This is a genomic window from Cupriavidus laharis (assembly GCF_914271435.1).
Lineage (GTDB): Bacteria > Pseudomonadota > Gammaproteobacteria > Burkholderiales > Burkholderiaceae > Cupriavidus > Cupriavidus laharis.
The window spans coordinates 695,677-711,584 of the sequence record NZ_CAJZAI010000002.1; the positions used below are offsets into that span (position 1 = coordinate 695,677).

The window sequence follows — 15,908 nt, forward strand, 5'->3', positions numbered from 1 at the left end:
GTCAGAAAAATGTGTGGGTTGACGAAGGCTCAGGAAGATTGCCAAGTGCATGATATAGCGCGATTTCCGTCGCCCTGAAGGTTCGGAATCCGTACGATTTTCTCATGGTGACTTTGGCCTTGTTGTTCAGCCCCTCGACGACGCCGCTGGAGAACTGCTTGCGCGCACGGAAGTAGTTGAGGATCAGCTCACGGTGGGCACGCACGGTGCGGGCGAACTTCTTCATTGGCTCGATGCGCGAACGCATCACCTGAGTGCACCACTGGTCAAGGAATTTTCCGGCCCAAGCCGGTGACATGTAATCCCAGAGCTGCTGGAATTCCTCCTTGAGCAGCCAGGCGCGTACGGTGCGCAGGTTGTACTGCAACAAGTCACGCATGCGCAGTCGCTGTTTGTCTGTCAGATTTTCCGGGCGTTTGAGTAGGCACCAGCGGGATTTCTTGAGCACCGGCTCGTATCCATCGCGGATCATGCGTCGGGACTCTTCAGCGCGAACCTCATCGATAGCCTTATTCATCTTCGCAACGATGTGGAAACGATCCAGGATGTTCAGCGCGTTGGGGCAATGCACCGCAATCATCTCGAGATAGGGCTTCCACATGTCCGAGCAGACGAACTCAACCTTCTCACATACCTGTTTCCCGATCATGACGAAGAACTTTGCGAAGCTTTCTTTCGTGCGCTCCTGTCCAACCCATAGCAGGCGCGTGCAGCCGGCCTCGATCTGGTAGACCAGTGTGAGGTACCTGTGTCCACGACCATACTGGATCTCGTCGACACCAAAGGCACGGATCGTACCGAGTTCGCGATGAGCCAGGCCCCAGTCCACCACCCACTCCACTGCGTTGAAGACTTTCTCCCAACTGGTGCGGAAGCTTTGCGCCGTCTCCTTCCACGACAGCTTGCGTGCCCACTGCGCCAGGAAGATCATGTAAGCGCGGGTAAGCGTGTGCTTGCCGTTGGCCCACGGCAGGGCTTCTACCTTCACGCCACAGTCACGACATTCGACGCGCCGCATGGTATAGAGCAGGAATACTGCAAAACCCCAGACGGGAATAAACTCGAAGCGGCGCTCCGTGAGTGAGTCGTAACCCCGCGCAGGCTGGTTGCAGCATGAGCAGACCGGCTTCGAACCCTTGCGCGGCCGAACGTCGATCTCGATGGACTGGGTCGCCTCGCACAGCCGCGCACCTTCATATACAAAGCCAGGAAAATGATGACAGGCGTTAAGCAGACGAGTCAGCAACATGGTTAGCAAGCTCAGAACCGGCAAGGGCAAAGCTGCGATTGTCACCGAACAGCAAACGCTCGCCCAGTACATTCCAGACCTGCATAACTGGCCGGCTTCGTGGCGAGTCGATGACGAAGATATTTCGACGGGAGAGGAAATCGTAGCAATACTCACGCCTTTCCTTGAGCATCTTCCAACCGTGGGATACGCACCCAAGACATTGCTTCGGCACCGCGATCACATCTGGATGCTCGGCGGCGAAATGATCCGACGACGCCATGAAGATCCCGATCTCCTTACCCTCCCTGTGGCAGCCCTCCTGGACAAGCTCATCGAGGAGGACGGCGGCCCTCTCATCTGGCCAGCCATCTCCGAGTCCGCACAAAATTCGTTTGATGCAACCTGTCGCAAGCTCTATCAGTACCTGAATCAGGATTCACTCGGATAGCCGCGCATCCTCTTTCACCCACAGTTTCCGCCGACGAGCCATCATTCCCGTGGCCCCAACGATCTTCTTTGAAGCCGGCGCGGAAACCCGCAAGGCAATGGGAATTTCCGACGGTATGCTGCGGCTGTCGGTAGGCATCGAGGAAATTGACGACTTGATCACCGACTTCTCGCAAGCGCTGAAGATTGCGGCGTAAAGTTCGGCCCCTTGAGATTGCGAGCGAGGCCAGCGCACTGCCCTCGCTCGCCGCGATCTCGGCAGCGCGTCATCGACTCATCCACCAACTTGCTTTTGCCATGCACGAATGTGAGTGACATGAGTGCACTATGAACGACTCGTCGAGTTGCAGATTCTTACGACTAACAGAGAAACAGGCAACGGCCGACAAACTCCCTGTAATGCCAGGACGTTGAGTGACCGCTGCACCTTTGGAAACGGACGGTGCATCACCACTGACACTTAGGACTGCTTCGGGTCGTACAGCGACCGCCGGCCGACGCGCAAACTGGATCTCACCCCAACTGGAAGGAGATCATCATGAAGACGTCGAAGGTCACGTGCGTTCGACCACCCAGCGAAACTTTCCGAGACCGCTACCGTGTTCGGTTCGGCGTTTCGCGAGCACTGGCTTGATGCCGCGCTCGCGTAGCTTCTGACGATGCAGTTCGGAATCGTAGCCGAAGCGGATCCAGGTCTCCAGCTCCGGCGAGCGGCCAGGGGGATGCACCTGGCTAGGCGCGGCACCGAACGCCACGGTCTTGCAAGTCAACGCCGGCAAGTCTGCAAAGGGGCGGCGCTATACTTCGCGGCGATGCGTCCAGCGCATCCCCAGGTAATCACTGACCCCGCACCGCGAGAACCCACCCCATGACCGAAGCCACCGCCCTGACGCCCGACGAACTTCAGGAGCTTGACGATCTGCTGGACGACCTGCGCCAGCGCGCTGAGGAAATCCCGCAATGGGAGTTCTGCGACGGCTTTCTCACGGCCCTGGTCTGCACGCGCCGCCGCATCCCCGCTGCCGACTACCTGCCCATGCTGCTGGGCGACGGCGCGGCGCTCGACGTGGCCGAGGGCAGCCCGCTGCCGTTGCTGCCCGCGTTCAATGAAGCGGCCCAGCAGGCCCGCTTCATGGAGCTGTGGCAGCGCCGATGGAACGAGGTGGAGTACCAGCTCGACCAGCCCGTGGAGACGCTGGAGGACGAACGCACCTTCCACCCCGAGGCCATGGACATGCGCGGCGCCATTCTGAGCCTGCCCGAGGAAGAGCGCGCCGAGATGGACGGAAGAGAAATCCCCTCGTTTGGCCAGGTGTGGGCGCTGGGCTTCATGTTCGCGGTGGAGAACTGGCCCGAGGAATGGGCCGCCCCGCGCGACAAGAAGGCCGCCCAGTGGCTGGACGACGCGCTCGACGGCATCGTCGCCCTGACCGAGGACGACACCGGCCAGCCCGAAGTCTGCATGTACAGCGAGGGCGGCCCGCCCAGCACCAGCCAGGCGCGCGTGGAGACCTTCGGCGAGGCGATCTGGGCTGTCTACGACCTGCGCCAGATCTGGAAGAGCCTGGGCCCGCGCGTGGAGGCCGTGGTGAAGGGCGACCAGCCCGGCCGCAACGACCTGTGCCCTTGCGGCAGCGGCAAGAAGTTCAAGAAGTGCCACGGGAGATAAGGGCAAAGCGCTTTCTAGCAGCTTATAGCTGCAGGTACCTTGTTTTCGACTGGCGGGCCGGCGTGCCATCGCTGATGAGGCACGCATCGCTCTCAGCCGGGTGATCCAGGGGCGAGGCCGCTGGGATTCGCAGTAGACTTGCCGCCCATCAAATGCTGTCGCACCTCAAAGACGTGTCGTTGGGCGCCATGAACGCTTTCGTGCATGGAGGCATCCATTCGTTGGCGCCGCACCCCAGATGGATGTCCCATCCACCTTGCGCTGCAGGTGCTGCGCAACTCGAACGGCCTGCTGACCATGACAGGCATGACCCTCGCGGTGATGGCCGGCAACCCGGCCATCACCAAGCCGATGAGTGCCATTCAGCCAGAATTTGCCGATTGCCCCAGTGGCCAGCCAGCGACTTGCTCGCAGGGGCCGTGTCCGGCCTACTACGGCCGGTCATTGAACCCCGTTGCAGACATTCGAACGTCGGTTTGGCCCGGCGCATGCCACTACATTTTGGTTGCGTCACACCCACCAGCTTTTCTCGGAATGATGGTGTGCCGCATGCGGCATGCAGGCGACACAAAACCCGGGTTCGAAAAGAATTCGATAATGCTGTGTAAGTTTGTGCCGCGAGGGACGACGAACGTGGTGTAAGCGGCGGCGGCCACTGAACAACACATCGGAGGGAAGCGTGAAGACTGCACAACAACTGGCAGCGATCAGGCCAAAGCCTCGCACAAGCCCGTCCGCCACGCTTCAGCCCGCCTGGCTGCGCATCACGCACTGGCTCAATGCGATCGCCGTCATCATCATGATGCTCAGCGGCTGGCGCATCTACAACGCCTCACCGCTGTTTGCCTTTCGTTTTCCCAATGAAATCACGCTCGGCGGCTGGCTTGCCGGCGCGCTGCAATGGCACTTTGCTGCCATGTGGCTGCTGGTGGCCAACGGTGTGGTTTACCTGATAATGAATGTTGTCACCGGCCGGTTCCGGAGGCGCTTCATACCGGTCTCCATTCCTTCCGCGTTGCAAGACGTGGCTGCGGCCCTGCGAGGCAGGCTTTCGCACGCCAACCTGGCCGAATACAACGCGGCCCAGAAGCTGCTCTATCTCGGCGTTGTCGCCGTCATCGTGATCACGGTCCTGTCTGGCCTTGCCATCTGGAAGTCGGTGCAGTTTCCGCTGCTTCGCATGCTGATGGGGGGCTATGACGCCGCGCGATGGGTGCACTTCATCAGCATGAGCGCGATCGCACTCTTCATTGTTGTCCATGTAGTGATGGCTGTACTGGTACCACGCACACTCATCATCATGTTGCGCGGCCGCTAGGCTGCATTGGGGGGAATTATCGTGAGCACGCCTGACGAGATCGTCCGGTTCGACCGCAAGCTGATCCTGCGCGATGCCACCAGAGAGTTGAGCATGCCGTCCCGCCGGCTGTTCGGCAAGCGGGCCATCACGCTCGGCGGATTGCTGCTGCTGACCGGATGCAGCATCACCGACGAGCCTTCAGTGGAATCCTTCCTGATGGCGGTTTCGCGCTTCAATGACCGCGTGCAAGCCTGGTTGTTCGACCCGCGCCGGCTGGCACCCACTTATCCTGAGTCCATGCTGACGCGGCCGTTCCCGTTCAATGCTTACTATGGTATCGATGAAGTGCCGGAGGTGGACGCCGACAGCTTCCGGCTCGAGATCGGCGGCCTGGTCTCGCGCAAGACACCGTGGACGCTCGACGAGTTGTACGCATTGCCGCAGACGTCCCAGGTCACGCGCCATATCTGCGTGGAAGGGTGGAGCGCCATCGGCAAGTGGGGCGGCACGCGCTTCTCCGACTTCCTCCAGCGTATCGGCGCGGATACGACGGCAAAGTATGTGGGGTTTCGGTGCGCCGACGACTACTACTCCAGCATCGACATGCCCACCGCATTGCATCCGCAGACGCTGCTGACGTTCACCTATGACGGCGAACGCCTGCCACCAAAGTATGGATTCCCGATGAAGCTGCGCATGCCTACCAAGCTCGGGTACAAGAACCCGAAGCACATCGTCGCGATCTTCGTGACCAACACGTATCCGGGCGGTTACTGGGAGGACCAGGGGTACAACTGGTTCGGCGGTTCCTGAGTATTCACCTGTACCTGACCGGCAAGTTCGCCGGTTTCCTGCTTATCTCACCAAGGAGAGCACCATGAAGAAGCGTCTGGTTTTGCTGATTTCCGCAGGCATGTTGCTGGCCGGCAATGCACTGGCACAGGACACCATGAAGAAAGACGAGATGGGAAAGGATGCGATGGGACAGAGCGGGAGCATGGCGAAAGACACGATGGGGAAGGACGACATGGCGAAGGACCATAAGAGCAAGAGCCACGCCAAGAAAGCGCCTGAGAAGGGGGGCATGAGCAAGGACGCAATGGGCAAGGACACAATGGGCAAGGACGCCATGGGGAAGGACTCCATGGGGAAGGACGCCCCGAAGCAATAGCTGGCTACAGCTAAGCCCGCCGCTGGAGAGATGTGCCGACCGGGCTGTTACGCGCATTATGGTCGGCGGCGCCAAGAACGGCCAGGCCGAGATCATTGCGGCAATGCACTGACCATGCGGCCTGGTCGGAGTTGGGGACGGGCTCGCGAAGCCTCAGTTCGGCTCGATGCCGAGCGACAACACCTCGTGCGCCCACTTCACCGCCGCGCGTGCCGGCGCCTGGCCCGTCGACGCTACGCGTTGCGCCAGCCTGAGCACCCGATCGCGGATCCCGGCCACTTCGTCGCGAAGGACTGAATCGTCGACGCCGCCGAGGTACTCCCGGGCGCAACTTACGATGCCTCCAGCATTGATGAGGAAATCGGGTGCATAGAAGATGCCGCGCTGATGCAGGATGTCACCCTCGGCCAGTGAGGCGAGTTGGTTGTTGGCGCCGCCGGCAATGATCTGGAAACGGCAGTTTTCGGCCACGGCCGGGGTGATGACGGCACCGAGCGCACAAGGCGCGAATACGTCGGCGTCCACGCCCGTAATGGCTTCCGGCGATACGACGCGTGCGCCAAATTGCTGTTGCGCCTGCGTTGTGCGCCCGGCGTCGATATCGGCCACGGTCAGGGTCGCGCCCGCTTCATTGAGGCGGCGGCAGAGCTCCCAGCCTACCGATCCCAGACCCTGGACTGCCACCGACAGGCCGGCGAGCGACTTGCGGTCCAGGTGGTGCTGCGCCGCCGCCTGAATACCGACGAACACGCCGTAAGCCGTCCACGGCGAGGGGTTGCCACCGAATCCGCCGTCGCGAGGCATGCCGCTGACGTAGCGGGTCTCGGCCTGGACTGCGCGCATGTCGTCCACCGTCGTGCCCACGTCTTCAGCCGTGATATAGCTGCCCCGCAGCGACTCGACCATGCGGCCGAAAGCGCGGAAGAGCTGTTGGCGGTCGGTCTGCGCCGGCGAGCGCAGGATCACAGCCTTGCCGCCGCCGAACGGCAGCCCGGCGAGGGCGTTCTTGTAGGCCATGCCCTGCGACAGGCGCAGGGCGTCGGACAGCGCCTCAGTCTCGGCGGAATAGGTCCAGTACCGGCAGCCGCCGAAGGCGGGGCCCAGCCTGGTGCTGTAGATGGCGATAATGGCCTGCAGGCCGGATTCCGGATCGGTGGCGAGCGTCACGCGCTCGTGGGACAGGCCTTCGCCGGTGCCGAACAGGCGCACGGCGGCTGCCGCGTGGGTACGGTCGTTCAACTTCTTCTCCATGACGTGGGGAATGCAAAGCTGTAGCTCTGCCTTCCTTGGCACACCGCCTGGGTTGCAGTGCGGTGCGGCTTTGATGGGGCGCGGAGCCCCATCGCGTTTCGGCTGCGGGCGATTGTGTCGCACCAGCGCCGGGTTCAGGCTCTTACGGTTGGCACCGCGTGCTACCTGGTGCCACCGTGCAGCACCGCATTGCGGCGCGCGTACAGGAAGTAGACCGACAGCCCGATCGCGAGCCAGGTCAGGAAAGCGATCCAGGTCAGCGCCTGAAGGTGCGCCATCAGGAACAGGCAGAAACCCACCGACAGCAGCGGCACCACGGGCACGCCGGGGCAGCGGAAGGCCCGCTTCAGTTCGGGACGGGTCCGGCGCAGCACCAGCACCGCGACCGAAATCAGCGTGAAGGCGGAGAGCGTGCCGATATTGATCAGTTCGGCCAGCACATTGAGCGGCACGAATGCGGCGATCAACGCGAACACGATGCCGACGGTCCAGGTGGCAAAGAACGGCGTGGCGTGCACCGGGTGCACCGACGACAGCCTGGCCGGCAGCAGGCCATCGCGCGACATGGCAAAGATGACGCGGGTCTGGCCAAAGGTCATGACCAGGATCACCGTGGTCATGCCGAGAATAGCGCCCAGGTCGACGAAGCCCGCCACCCAGTTCTGCCCGGCGAATTGCAGCGCCAGCGACACCGGGTGGTCCACGCCGGCGAATCTGGTGAACGGCACGATGCCTGTCATGATCGCGGCCACCACCACGTACAGCACGGTGCAGACCGCCAGCGAGCCGATGATGCCGACGGGCAGGTCACGGCTCGGGTTGCGGACTTCCTCCGCAGCCGAGGTTACGGCGTCGAAGCCGATGAACGCAAAGAACACCAGGGCCGCCGCATTGAACACGCCGCTCATGCCGAACGGCGCAAACGGCTGCCAGTTCACCGGCTTCACGTGCCACACGCCTACGGCAATGAACAGCAACACCACGCTGATTTTGATCGCCACCATCACATTGTTCAGCCGCGTCGATTCCTTCACGCCGTACGACACCACCCACGTGATCGCCAGCATGATCAGCATGGCCGGCAGGTTCACCATGGTCTCGACGCCGGGCACCGCGCCCGGCGCCGCCGTGAGCGCCACCGGCAGCTTCAGCCCGAAGCCGGCGACGAGCGACTGGAAATAGCCCGACCAGCCCACCGACACCGCCGAGGTAGCCAGGCCGTATTCGAGCAACAGGTCCCAGCCGATCATCCAGGCGATGATCTCGCCCAGCGTCGCGTAGCTATAGGTATAGATCGATCCCGACACCGGGATGGCGGAGGCGAACTCGGCATAGCACAGCGCGGCGAAGCCGCAGGCGAGGGCCGCGATGACGAAGGACACCGTCAGCGCCGGGCCGGCGGTCAGGGCACCGGTGCCGGTCAGCACGAAGATGCCCGTGCCGATGATGGCGCCGATGCCCATCAGCACCAGGTCCACCGGACCCAGCACCTTCTTCAGGCCGCCAACGTGGCTGTCCGCCAGCATGGCGTCGATGTTTTTGGTTCGGAACAAGCTCATATAGGTGTCTCCTGCATGTGCTGCCGCGCGATCGCACGGACCCGCGCCGGAGATGGCGGCGAGTCATGCGGGCGCGATGGCATTCGGGGAGCGTGCTGCCGGGGTCGACGGCACGGCTTGCCGGCACGCTGGTGGCGCACCGGCCCCGGTATTGGTTGGAATTACCCTGACCGTCCAGATCGCGGGGACAGACATCAAACCGAATCAACGCGGCGCGCACGGCCCTCCGATTCCTTGCATGCCGCTGAAGTGAAACACGCCGGTCTCAATCGACGTGATGAACCCATCCGAACGGGTCGGCGATCTTGCCGCGCCGGATGCCGGTCAGCAATGAACGGCGGCGTCGCGTGACTTCGCCTTCCCCGCCATTGCCGATCGTGAACTCCCCGCCAGCGTGACGTACCTGCCCGATGGCGGTGACGACCGCAGCCGTGCCGCAGGCAAAGGTTTCCTTGACCCGGCCCGTGGCTGCATCGGTGCGCCACGTCTCGAAGCCGTACGGTGTTTCATTGAGCGGAATACCCTCGTGCCTGCCCAGTTCGATGCGGCAGTGGCAGCCGCGCTAGCGCCTGGGGCCGCTCACGTGGATGCGGCTTTTTTCGAGAGTGTATTAATCGTCCAGGCTGGCCGCGGCCAGGGCTTCGCGCAAGTTGGCGATAGTGAGGCATTCACGATGGTTGTCTCCGGATGCTTCTTTTGTCCGGAGTAGTGTAGGAAGCGCCCTCGCCATCGTAAAATCAAAAATTCCAACACCTGATATCCGCAAAATAAATAGCAGAAGGATGGTCACGGCCAGGTCTCGCGAGGCACCGGAAAGGATCGCCAGGGAGACTGCACTGCGGCAGTTCCGCTGCTTCGACACGAGAGCAGTGTTCTGCCGCTTCTCCACTAACGCGTCACCGCTTGAATGGCAGCCAGGCTATGAGAACGGACGTTGCGGTCACGGAGGCCCGAGCGGCGCCAAGGGTCGGAAGCCGCTGATGACTGCCGTCGGCCCTCAAACCGCGAGCCGACGGCGGAGTCCGGCCCCCTATGCATCGACGCAGCGACGGCACCTAGCGCCCAAGATCCTTCGCTGACTCGCCGGCAATTCCCCAGTTCTCCTTTGGCACATCGTGGATCCAGACGCGGACGTTCTCCTTTGGCGCTCCCGTCGCCTCCACCAGCGCTGCCGTGACTTTCTGTATCACAGCGCGCTTCTGCTCGACGGTACGGCCTTCGATCATGTAAATCTGCGCAAACGGCATCGTATTTCCCCTTCAAGCCTGCGGTGATTGGATAGCGTTCATGCGGCCTGCATCAGCCCGCGCTCGCGGGCCATGGTCAGCGCCGTGTCTTCGATCATGTCTTCCTGGCCGCCGACCATGCCGCGCCGGCCCAGTTCCACCAGCAGGTCGCGCGCAGGCACGCCGTACTTCTTCTCGGCTCGCTTGGCGAACAGCAGGAAGCTGCCGTAGACGCCCGCGTAGCCGAGCGTCAGCGCGTCGCGGTCGATGCGGATCGGGAAGTCCATGATCGGCACCACCAGGTCCTCGGCCACGTCCTGGATCTTCCACACGTCCACGCCGGTCCGGATGCCCATGCGGTCGCACACGGCCACCAGCACTTCCATCGGCGTGTTGCCCGCGCCCGCGCCAAGCCCCGCCGCCGCAGCATCGATACGCGTCGCACCGCATTCGATCGCGGCCAGCGAGTTGGCGATGCCCATGGCCAGGTTGTGGTGGCCATGGAAACCGAGCTCGGTCTCCGGCCGGAGCGCATCGCGCACCGCGCCCAGTCGCGCCTTCACGTCGTCCGGCAGCATGTAGCCTGCCGAGTCCGTGATGTAGATGCAGTTGGCCCCATAGCTCTCCATCAGTTTCGCCTGCCGCACCAGCCCTTCCGGGCTGTTCATGTGGGCCATCATCAGGAAGCCAACGGTGTCCATGTCGAGCTTGCGCGCATAGCCGATGTGCTGTTCGGACACATCGGCCTCGGTGCAGTGCGTGGCGACGCGGATGGTATGCACGCCGAGTTCATGCGCCATCTTCAGGTGGTCGACGGTGCCGATGCCGGGCAGCAGCAGCGCCGAGACCTTGGCCTGCTTCATCAGCGGAATGACGGCGCCGAGGTATTCCTCGTCCGTGTGCGCGGGAAAGCCGTAGTTGACCGATGAACCGCCCAGGCCGTCGCCGTGGGTGACTTCGATCAGCGGCACGCCCGCGGCGTCCAGGCCCTGGGCGATGGTGGTCATCTGATCGAGCGTCATCAGGTGACGCTTGGGGTGCATGCCGTCCCGCAGCGTCATGTCGTGGACGGTAATGGTCTTGCCTTGCAGCGTGGTCATGTCGTGCTCCTCGTCAGGCCGCCACTGCGGCAGGAATGGCTTGCAGGGTGAGTTCGCCCTTGAGGATCTCCTCGGCGAACATCTCGGCGGTGCGCGCGGCGGCGGCGGTCATGATGTCCAGGTTTCCGGCGTACTTCGGCAGGTAGTCGCCCAGCCCCTCCACCTCCAGGAAGACGCTCACGCGGTTGCCGTCGAACACCGGGCCGTTGACGAGCTTGTAGCCCGGCACGTACTTCTGCACTTCCTGGATCATCGCGTGGATCGACGCCGTGATGGCGGCCTGGTCCGGCTCGGTCTCCGTCAGGCAATGCACGGTGTCGCGCATGATCAGCGGCGGCTCGGCCGGGTTGATGACGATGATGGCCTTGCCCTTCTTCGCGCCACCCACGCGTTCCACGGCACCCGCGGTGGTGCGCGTGAACTCGTCGATATTCTTGCGCGTGCCCGGCCCTACCGAGCGGCTGGACACCGTGGCAACGATCTCGCCGTAGGCGACCGGCTGCACGCGGCTGACGGCCGCCACCATCGGAATCGTGGCCTGCCCGCCGCAGGTGACCATGTTGACGTTCATTTCTGCACGCCCGAGATGCTCGCGCAGGTTGACCGGCGGCACGCAGTACGGGCCGATGGCCGCGGGCGTGAGGTCGATCATCAGCACGCCCAGCGCATTGAGCTTGCGCGAGTTCTCGGCATGCACATAGGCGCTGGTCGCGTCGAAGGCGATCTGCACGCCATCGGCCAGCACGTGCGGCAGCAGGCCATCCACGCCGTCGGCCGTGGTCTTGATGCCCATCTCGCGGGCACGCTTGAGGCCATCGGATTCCGGGTCGATGCCGACCATCCAGACGGGCTCCAGCACGGGGCTGCGCTGCAGCTTGGCCAGCAGGTCGGTGCCGATATTGCCGGGCCCGATGAGGGCGCACTTGATCTTCTTGGTCATGGTAGTGGTCTCCAACACTCAATACGTAAGGCGCATGCGGCGTTCATTCCACGAAGCGCATCGACACGCTGCCCAGGTCCTGGAAGCGCACGCACACGCTGTCGCCCGCCGCCACGGCAATGGCCTCGGTCACGCCGCCGGTCATGATGAAGGTGCCGGCGGGGATTTCCTGGCCGCGCGCGCCGAGGTGGTTGGCCATCATCGCCACGGCTGCCGCCGGGTGGCCCAGCACGGCCGCGCCGGCCGCCATGGCTACCGCGTGCCCGTTCTTTTCGAGCACCACGCCGAGCGTGCGCAGGTCGAGTTCCTCCGCGTCGCGCGCACGCCCGCCCACCACGAAGCGTGCCGCCGAGGTGTTGTCGGCAATGACGCTCTTCAGGTCGAACTTGAAGTCGCGGTAGCGGCTGTCGATGATTTCCACCGCGGGCAGCACGAAGTCGATCGCTGCCAGCACGCTGCCCACATGACAGCCCGGGCCGCGCAGCGGTGCCTTGGTGACGATGCAGATCTCGGCTTCCACCTTCGGGTGGATCAGCTCGGACATGCGGATCTCGCCGCCGTCCGGCCGCGCCATGTCTTCGCTGACGAAGCCGAACACCGGCGTTTCCACGCCCATCTGCTTCATCTTGGCAAACGAGGTGAGCCCCGCCTTCAGGCCCACGGTCCTGAGGCCGCGCGCCTCCTTGCGCCGGCGGATTTCGTCCTGGATGTCATAGGCATCGGCCCAGTCCATGTCAGGGTATTCGTCGGTGATCTTGGTGATGTCGCGCACGTCAAGCTGCGCGGTCTCGACATGCGCGGCCAGTGCTTCGATGGTTTGGCGATCCAGTGTCATGGGTTGGGTCTCCTCGATGCCGGGTTCAGATGAAGCGCACCGAGGTGCCGCCCAGGCCACCGACGCTGCAGTAAAGGCTGTCGCCCGCCTTGACGGGCACCAGCGGCGATTGCGAGCCGGACAGGATCACGTCGCCCGCCTTGAGCGCAATGCCGAGCCGCCCCAGCGTGTTGGCCAGCCACGCCACCGCATTCACCGGCGACCCCTGCACCGACGCGCCGCACGACGTGCTGACGATCTCGCCGTTCTTCTCCAGCACCATGCCGGCCAGCGCGAGGTCGAGATCGCGCGGGCTCCGGCGCGTGCCGCCCAGCGTGAAGACGCCGCACGAGGCGTTGTCGGCGACGGTGTCCTGGATCTTGATCTTCCAGTCGCGGATGCGCGAATCGACGATCTCGAAGCACGGCATCACGAAGTCCGTCGCGCGCAGCACATCGGCCGCCGTCACGCCAGGGCCGCACAGGTCGCGCGCCAGCACGAAGGCCACCTCGGCCTCGGCCTTGGGCGCGATCATCTTGCCGGTGTCCACCGGTTCGCCCTCGTTGAAGACCATGCCCGAGAGCAGGTGGCCGAAGTCAGGCTGGTTCACGCCCAGCATGTCCATCACAACCTGGCTGGTCACGCCGATCTTCTTGCCGATCACGGTTTCGCCGGCCTCAAGGCGGCGGCCGATCATGCGCAGCTGGATCTGGTAGGCGTCGTCGATGGTGATGCCGGGCTCCCGGTCGGTGAGCGGTTCCACGGGCGTGCGCGTCACGAGCGAGTCGTAGAGCGCGTCGCCGTATTGTTGGATCTTGAGAGCGTCCATGAGCGGTTCGGTAATCCGTCGAAATTGAAATCAGGCCGCGCCGGCGTCGGCTTCGGCCAGGAAGTTGTTCACCAGCAGGGCAAAGCGCGCGCCGTGCTCGATCTGCGTCCAGTGGCCGCAATGGCCGAACACGTGGAGCTGGCTGTTGGGAATCCAGTCGGCCAGGGTCAGCGAATTGGACAGCGGGATGACGCGGTCCTCGCGGCCGTGCACGACCAGCGTTTCATGCGGCAGTGCGCGGATGTCGGCTTCGGCGCTCGTCATAGCGTCCACCCAGCGCTGGCGCGGGGCGGGAAACATGGCGGCATAGGATTCCTGCACCCCCGGCGCGATGCTGGCCTCGTAGCGCAGTTGCGCCAGTTCGTCCGTGACGCGGCTGCGGTCCCAGGCGAACAGGTCGAGCAGACCGCGCATGGCCGCCAGCGACGGCTCGTAGCCCCACACCGCGTCCAGTCCCGGCGTAATGCCGAACGGCACGCCCACCGCGCCCATCAGCACCAGCCGGCGCACGCGTTCCGGCGCGCGGATGGCCAGGGCCAGCGCGAGGCCGCCGCCGAACGAATTGCCGACCAGATCGACCTGGGGCAGGTCCAGCGCATCGATCAGGTCCAGCGCCTGCCGGACCCACACGTCCATGCCGTAGACCTGGCCGGCAGGACGGTCGCTCTGGCCGAAGCCCAGCATGTCCGGCGCGATCACGCGGCGTTCGCGGGCCAGCGCGGGCATCACCAGGCGCCAGTTCGCCAGCGCGCTCACGCCGGGGCCGGAGCCGTGCAGCAGCAGCACCGGCGCGCCACGGCCGACGTCGTGGACATGTGTTTGCACCGTGCCCGTACGCACGTAATGGGCTTCGGGGGTGTTGGGGGTATCGATCACGGCCGTGCTCATAGCTTCACCATCACGTTGCGCAGTTCCGTGTAGAACTCGAGCGAATGCACGCCGCCTTCGCGGCCGATGCCCGATGCCTTGGAGCCACCGAAGGCCGTGCGCAGGTCGCGCAGGAACCAGCTGTTGACCCAGCACAGCCCGACGTCGATGGCGCGCGCCATGCGGTGAGCCGTGCCGAGGTCCTGCGTCCACACCGTGGTGGCCAGGCCGTAGTCGGTGGCGTTGGCCAGCGCAATGGCTTCCTCCTCCGTATCGAAGGGCGCGATATGGCAGCACGGACCGAAGATCTCTTCACGGATCACGCGCGCGCTCTCGGGCAGGCCGGTCCAGATCGTCGGCTGCACCCAATGGCCATCGGCGAGTTCGGTCGGCATGGCGGGCGCGCCGCCGCCGGTCACCACCGTGGCGCCTTCGCTGCGCGCCAGTTCGTAGTAGGACAGGACCTTGGCCTTGTGCTCGGCGGAGATCAACGGCCCGAGGCCCACGCCGGGTTCGTCGGACGGGCCGATCCTGAGCGCCTCGGCCTTCTCCTTGAGCGCCTGCACGAACCTGTCGAAGATCGGCCGCTGCACGTACACGCGCTCGGTGCCCAGGCAGACCTGGCCGCAATTCTCGAACGCACTGCGCGTGATGCCGGCCACGGCCTTGTCGAAATCGGCATCCGCGAAGACGATGCCCGCGTTCTTGCCGCCCAGTTCGAAGCTGACCGGGCGCACGCCCTTCGCCGCCGCGGCCATGATGGCCTCGCCGGTACGTGTCTCGCCGGTGAAGGTGATGCCGCTGACGCCGGGGTGGCGCGTCAGGTACTCGCCCGCCGAGCCCGGCCCGAAGCCGTGCAGCACGTTGTAGACGCCGTTCGGAATCCCCACGTGCGCCATCACCTCGCCCAGCAGCGTGGCGGTGGCCGGCGTTTCCTCGGACGGCTTGACGATGACGGTGTTGCCACAGGCCAGCGCCGGGCCGACCTTCCAGGTCATCAGCAGCAGCGGCAGGTTCCAGGGGCACACCACCGCCACCACGCCAAGCGGTGAGCGTAGCCCGTAGCTGATTGCCGTGCCGCCGTCCGGCGTGGCCATCTCGAAGCTCTCGGTCGGCACGTTCTTGACGATGTCGGCAAAGATCTTGAAGTTGGCGGCACCGCGCGGAATGTCGATGTGCGAAGCCAGGCTGCGCGGCTTGCCGGTGTCGGCCAGTTCGGCCTCCAGGAAGTCGTCGAAGCGGCGGACGATCTCGTCGGCCACGGCGTGCAGCAGCTCGACGCGCCGGGCCACCGTCATGCGGCCCCACTCGCCATGCAGCGCGGCACGGGCGGCAGCCACCGCGGCGTCCACCTCGGCCTGCCCCGCTTCGTGCACCAGCCCGATCACCCGGTTGTCCACCGGGGCGCGGTTCTCGAACGTCTTGTTGGTGGCGACGAACTCGCCATTGATGAAATTGCGGAAGTGCTTCACGGTCAGATTCCCGAGACAGACAGTCCTTGTCC

17 protein-coding genes and 3 pseudogenes are annotated in these 15,908 nt (G+C 64.3%); 7 read left to right on the forward strand and 13 right to left on the reverse strand.

The genetic code is table 11. The annotated features are described in order from the left end of the window. Nucleotide 1: 1 nt before the first annotated feature. A complete protein-coding gene (locus LDO29_RS06970; RefSeq protein WP_224079042.1) occupies nucleotides 2-1,249 on the reverse strand; it encodes an ISL3 family transposase in 1,248 nt (415 codons plus the stop codon). Here LDO29_RS06970 and LDO29_RS06975 point away from each other — a divergent pair. Continuing rightward, on the forward strand, nucleotides 1,248-1,679 hold the full coding sequence (locus LDO29_RS06975; protein WP_224079043.1) for a hypothetical protein: 432 nt from the start codon (nucleotides 1,248-1,250) through the stop codon (nucleotides 1,677-1,679). The genes LDO29_RS06970 and LDO29_RS06975 overlap by 2 nt on opposite strands. 31 nt (nucleotides 1,680-1,710) lie before the next feature. Next, nucleotides 1,711-1,875: pseudogene (locus LDO29_RS06980) on the forward strand (PLP-dependent transferase); the annotation flags it as partial. Nucleotides 1,876-2,235: 360 nt separating this feature from the next. On the opposite strand, the pseudogene LDO29_RS06985 reads toward LDO29_RS06980, so the two are convergent. After that, nucleotides 2,236-2,358, reverse strand: a pseudogene (locus tag LDO29_RS06985) (IS5/IS1182 family transposase); the annotation flags it as partial. Between the two features lie 188 nt (nucleotides 2,359-2,546). On the opposite strand from LDO29_RS06985, the gene LDO29_RS06990 reads away from it, so the two are divergent. The 5 genes from LDO29_RS06990 (at nucleotide 2,547) to LDO29_RS07010 (ending at nucleotide 5,818) form a co-directional block, all read left to right on the forward strand. Then, complete coding sequence (locus tag LDO29_RS06990) at nucleotides 2,547-3,347, forward strand: YecA/YgfB family protein (protein ID WP_224079044.1); 801 nt, start codon at nucleotides 2,547-2,549, stop codon at nucleotides 3,345-3,347. A 204-nt stretch (nucleotides 3,348-3,551) separates the two neighbouring features. Next, nucleotides 3,552-3,989 (forward strand): DUF6988 family protein, encoded by a 438-nt coding sequence (locus tag LDO29_RS06995; RefSeq protein ID WP_224079045.1) that lies wholly within the window; start codon nucleotides 3,552-3,554, stop codon nucleotides 3,987-3,989. Nucleotides 3,990-4,026: 37 nt separating this feature from the next. Beyond that, nucleotides 4,027-4,665, forward strand: coding sequence for a cytochrome b/b6 domain-containing protein (locus LDO29_RS07000; RefSeq protein WP_224079046.1), 639 nt, complete (start codon nucleotides 4,027-4,029; stop codon nucleotides 4,663-4,665). 21 nt (nucleotides 4,666-4,686) lie between these two features. Next, on the forward strand, nucleotides 4,687-5,460 hold the full coding sequence (locus tag LDO29_RS07005) for a molybdopterin-dependent oxidoreductase (RefSeq protein ID WP_224079047.1): 774 nt from the start codon (nucleotides 4,687-4,689) through the stop codon (nucleotides 5,458-5,460). A gap of 64 nt (nucleotides 5,461-5,524) precedes the next feature. Continuing rightward, complete coding sequence (locus LDO29_RS07010; RefSeq protein ID WP_224079048.1) at nucleotides 5,525-5,818, forward strand: pentapeptide MXKDX repeat protein; 294 nt, start codon at nucleotides 5,525-5,527, stop codon at nucleotides 5,816-5,818. 153 nt (nucleotides 5,819-5,971) lie between these two features. Here LDO29_RS07010 and LDO29_RS07015 read toward each other — a convergent pair whose 3' ends face one another. The 11 genes and pseudogenes from LDO29_RS07015 to LDO29_RS07065 form a co-directional block, all read right to left on the reverse strand. Further along, nucleotides 5,972-7,069 carry a Leu/Phe/Val dehydrogenase gene (locus tag LDO29_RS07015; protein ID WP_224079049.1) on the reverse strand — a complete coding sequence of 366 codons (1,098 nt, stop codon included), beginning with the start codon at nucleotides 7,067-7,069 and terminating at the stop codon, nucleotides 5,972-5,974. Nucleotides 7,070-7,230: 161 nt separating this feature from the next. After that, nucleotides 7,231-8,628, reverse strand: a complete 1,398-nt coding sequence (locus tag LDO29_RS07020) for an amino acid permease (RefSeq protein ID WP_224079050.1) — start codon at nucleotides 8,626-8,628, stop codon at nucleotides 7,231-7,233. A gap of 265 nt (nucleotides 8,629-8,893) precedes the next feature. Further along, nucleotides 8,894-9,172: pseudogene (locus LDO29_RS07025) on the reverse strand (branched chain amino acid aminotransferase); the annotation flags it as partial. A gap of 66 nt (nucleotides 9,173-9,238) precedes the next feature. Beyond that, nucleotides 9,239-9,418 carry a LysR family transcriptional regulator gene (locus LDO29_RS07030; RefSeq protein WP_224079051.1) on the reverse strand — a complete coding sequence of 60 codons (180 nt, stop codon included), beginning with the start codon at nucleotides 9,416-9,418 and terminating at the stop codon, nucleotides 9,239-9,241. 265 nt (nucleotides 9,419-9,683) lie between these two features. Beyond that, nucleotides 9,684-9,875, reverse strand: coding sequence for a 2-hydroxymuconate tautomerase (locus LDO29_RS07035; RefSeq protein WP_211956642.1), 192 nt, complete (start codon nucleotides 9,873-9,875; stop codon nucleotides 9,684-9,686). 38 nt (nucleotides 9,876-9,913) lie between these two features. Beyond that, complete coding sequence (gene dmpG, locus LDO29_RS07040; RefSeq protein WP_224079052.1) at nucleotides 9,914-10,954, reverse strand: 4-hydroxy-2-oxovalerate aldolase; 1,041 nt, start codon at nucleotides 10,952-10,954, stop codon at nucleotides 9,914-9,916. 13 nt (nucleotides 10,955-10,967) lie between these two features. Beyond that, entirely contained in the window at nucleotides 10,968-11,894 is a 927-nt protein-coding gene (locus LDO29_RS07045; protein WP_224079053.1) for an acetaldehyde dehydrogenase (acetylating), read from the reverse strand. 43 nt (nucleotides 11,895-11,937) lie between these two features. Next, nucleotides 11,938-12,729, reverse strand: a complete 792-nt coding sequence (gene dmpH / locus LDO29_RS07050) for a 2-oxo-3-hexenedioate decarboxylase (protein WP_224079054.1) — start codon at nucleotides 12,727-12,729, stop codon at nucleotides 11,938-11,940. 25 nt (nucleotides 12,730-12,754) lie between these two features. Next, complete coding sequence (gene dmpE / locus LDO29_RS07055; RefSeq protein WP_224079055.1) at nucleotides 12,755-13,537, reverse strand: 2-oxopent-4-enoate hydratase; 783 nt, start codon at nucleotides 13,535-13,537, stop codon at nucleotides 12,755-12,757. A 30-nt stretch (nucleotides 13,538-13,567) separates the two neighbouring features. Beyond that, entirely contained in the window at nucleotides 13,568-14,425 is an 858-nt protein-coding gene (locus tag LDO29_RS07060) for an alpha/beta fold hydrolase (RefSeq protein WP_224079056.1), read from the reverse strand. Next, nucleotides 14,422-15,876: a 2-hydroxymuconic semialdehyde dehydrogenase gene (locus LDO29_RS07065; RefSeq protein WP_224079057.1), complete on the reverse strand. Its 1,455-nt coding sequence runs from the start codon at nucleotides 15,874-15,876 to the stop codon at nucleotides 14,422-14,424. Before LDO29_RS07065 ends, LDO29_RS07060 begins: the two co-directional genes overlap by 4 nt. Between the last annotated feature and the right edge of the window lie 32 nt (nucleotides 15,877-15,908).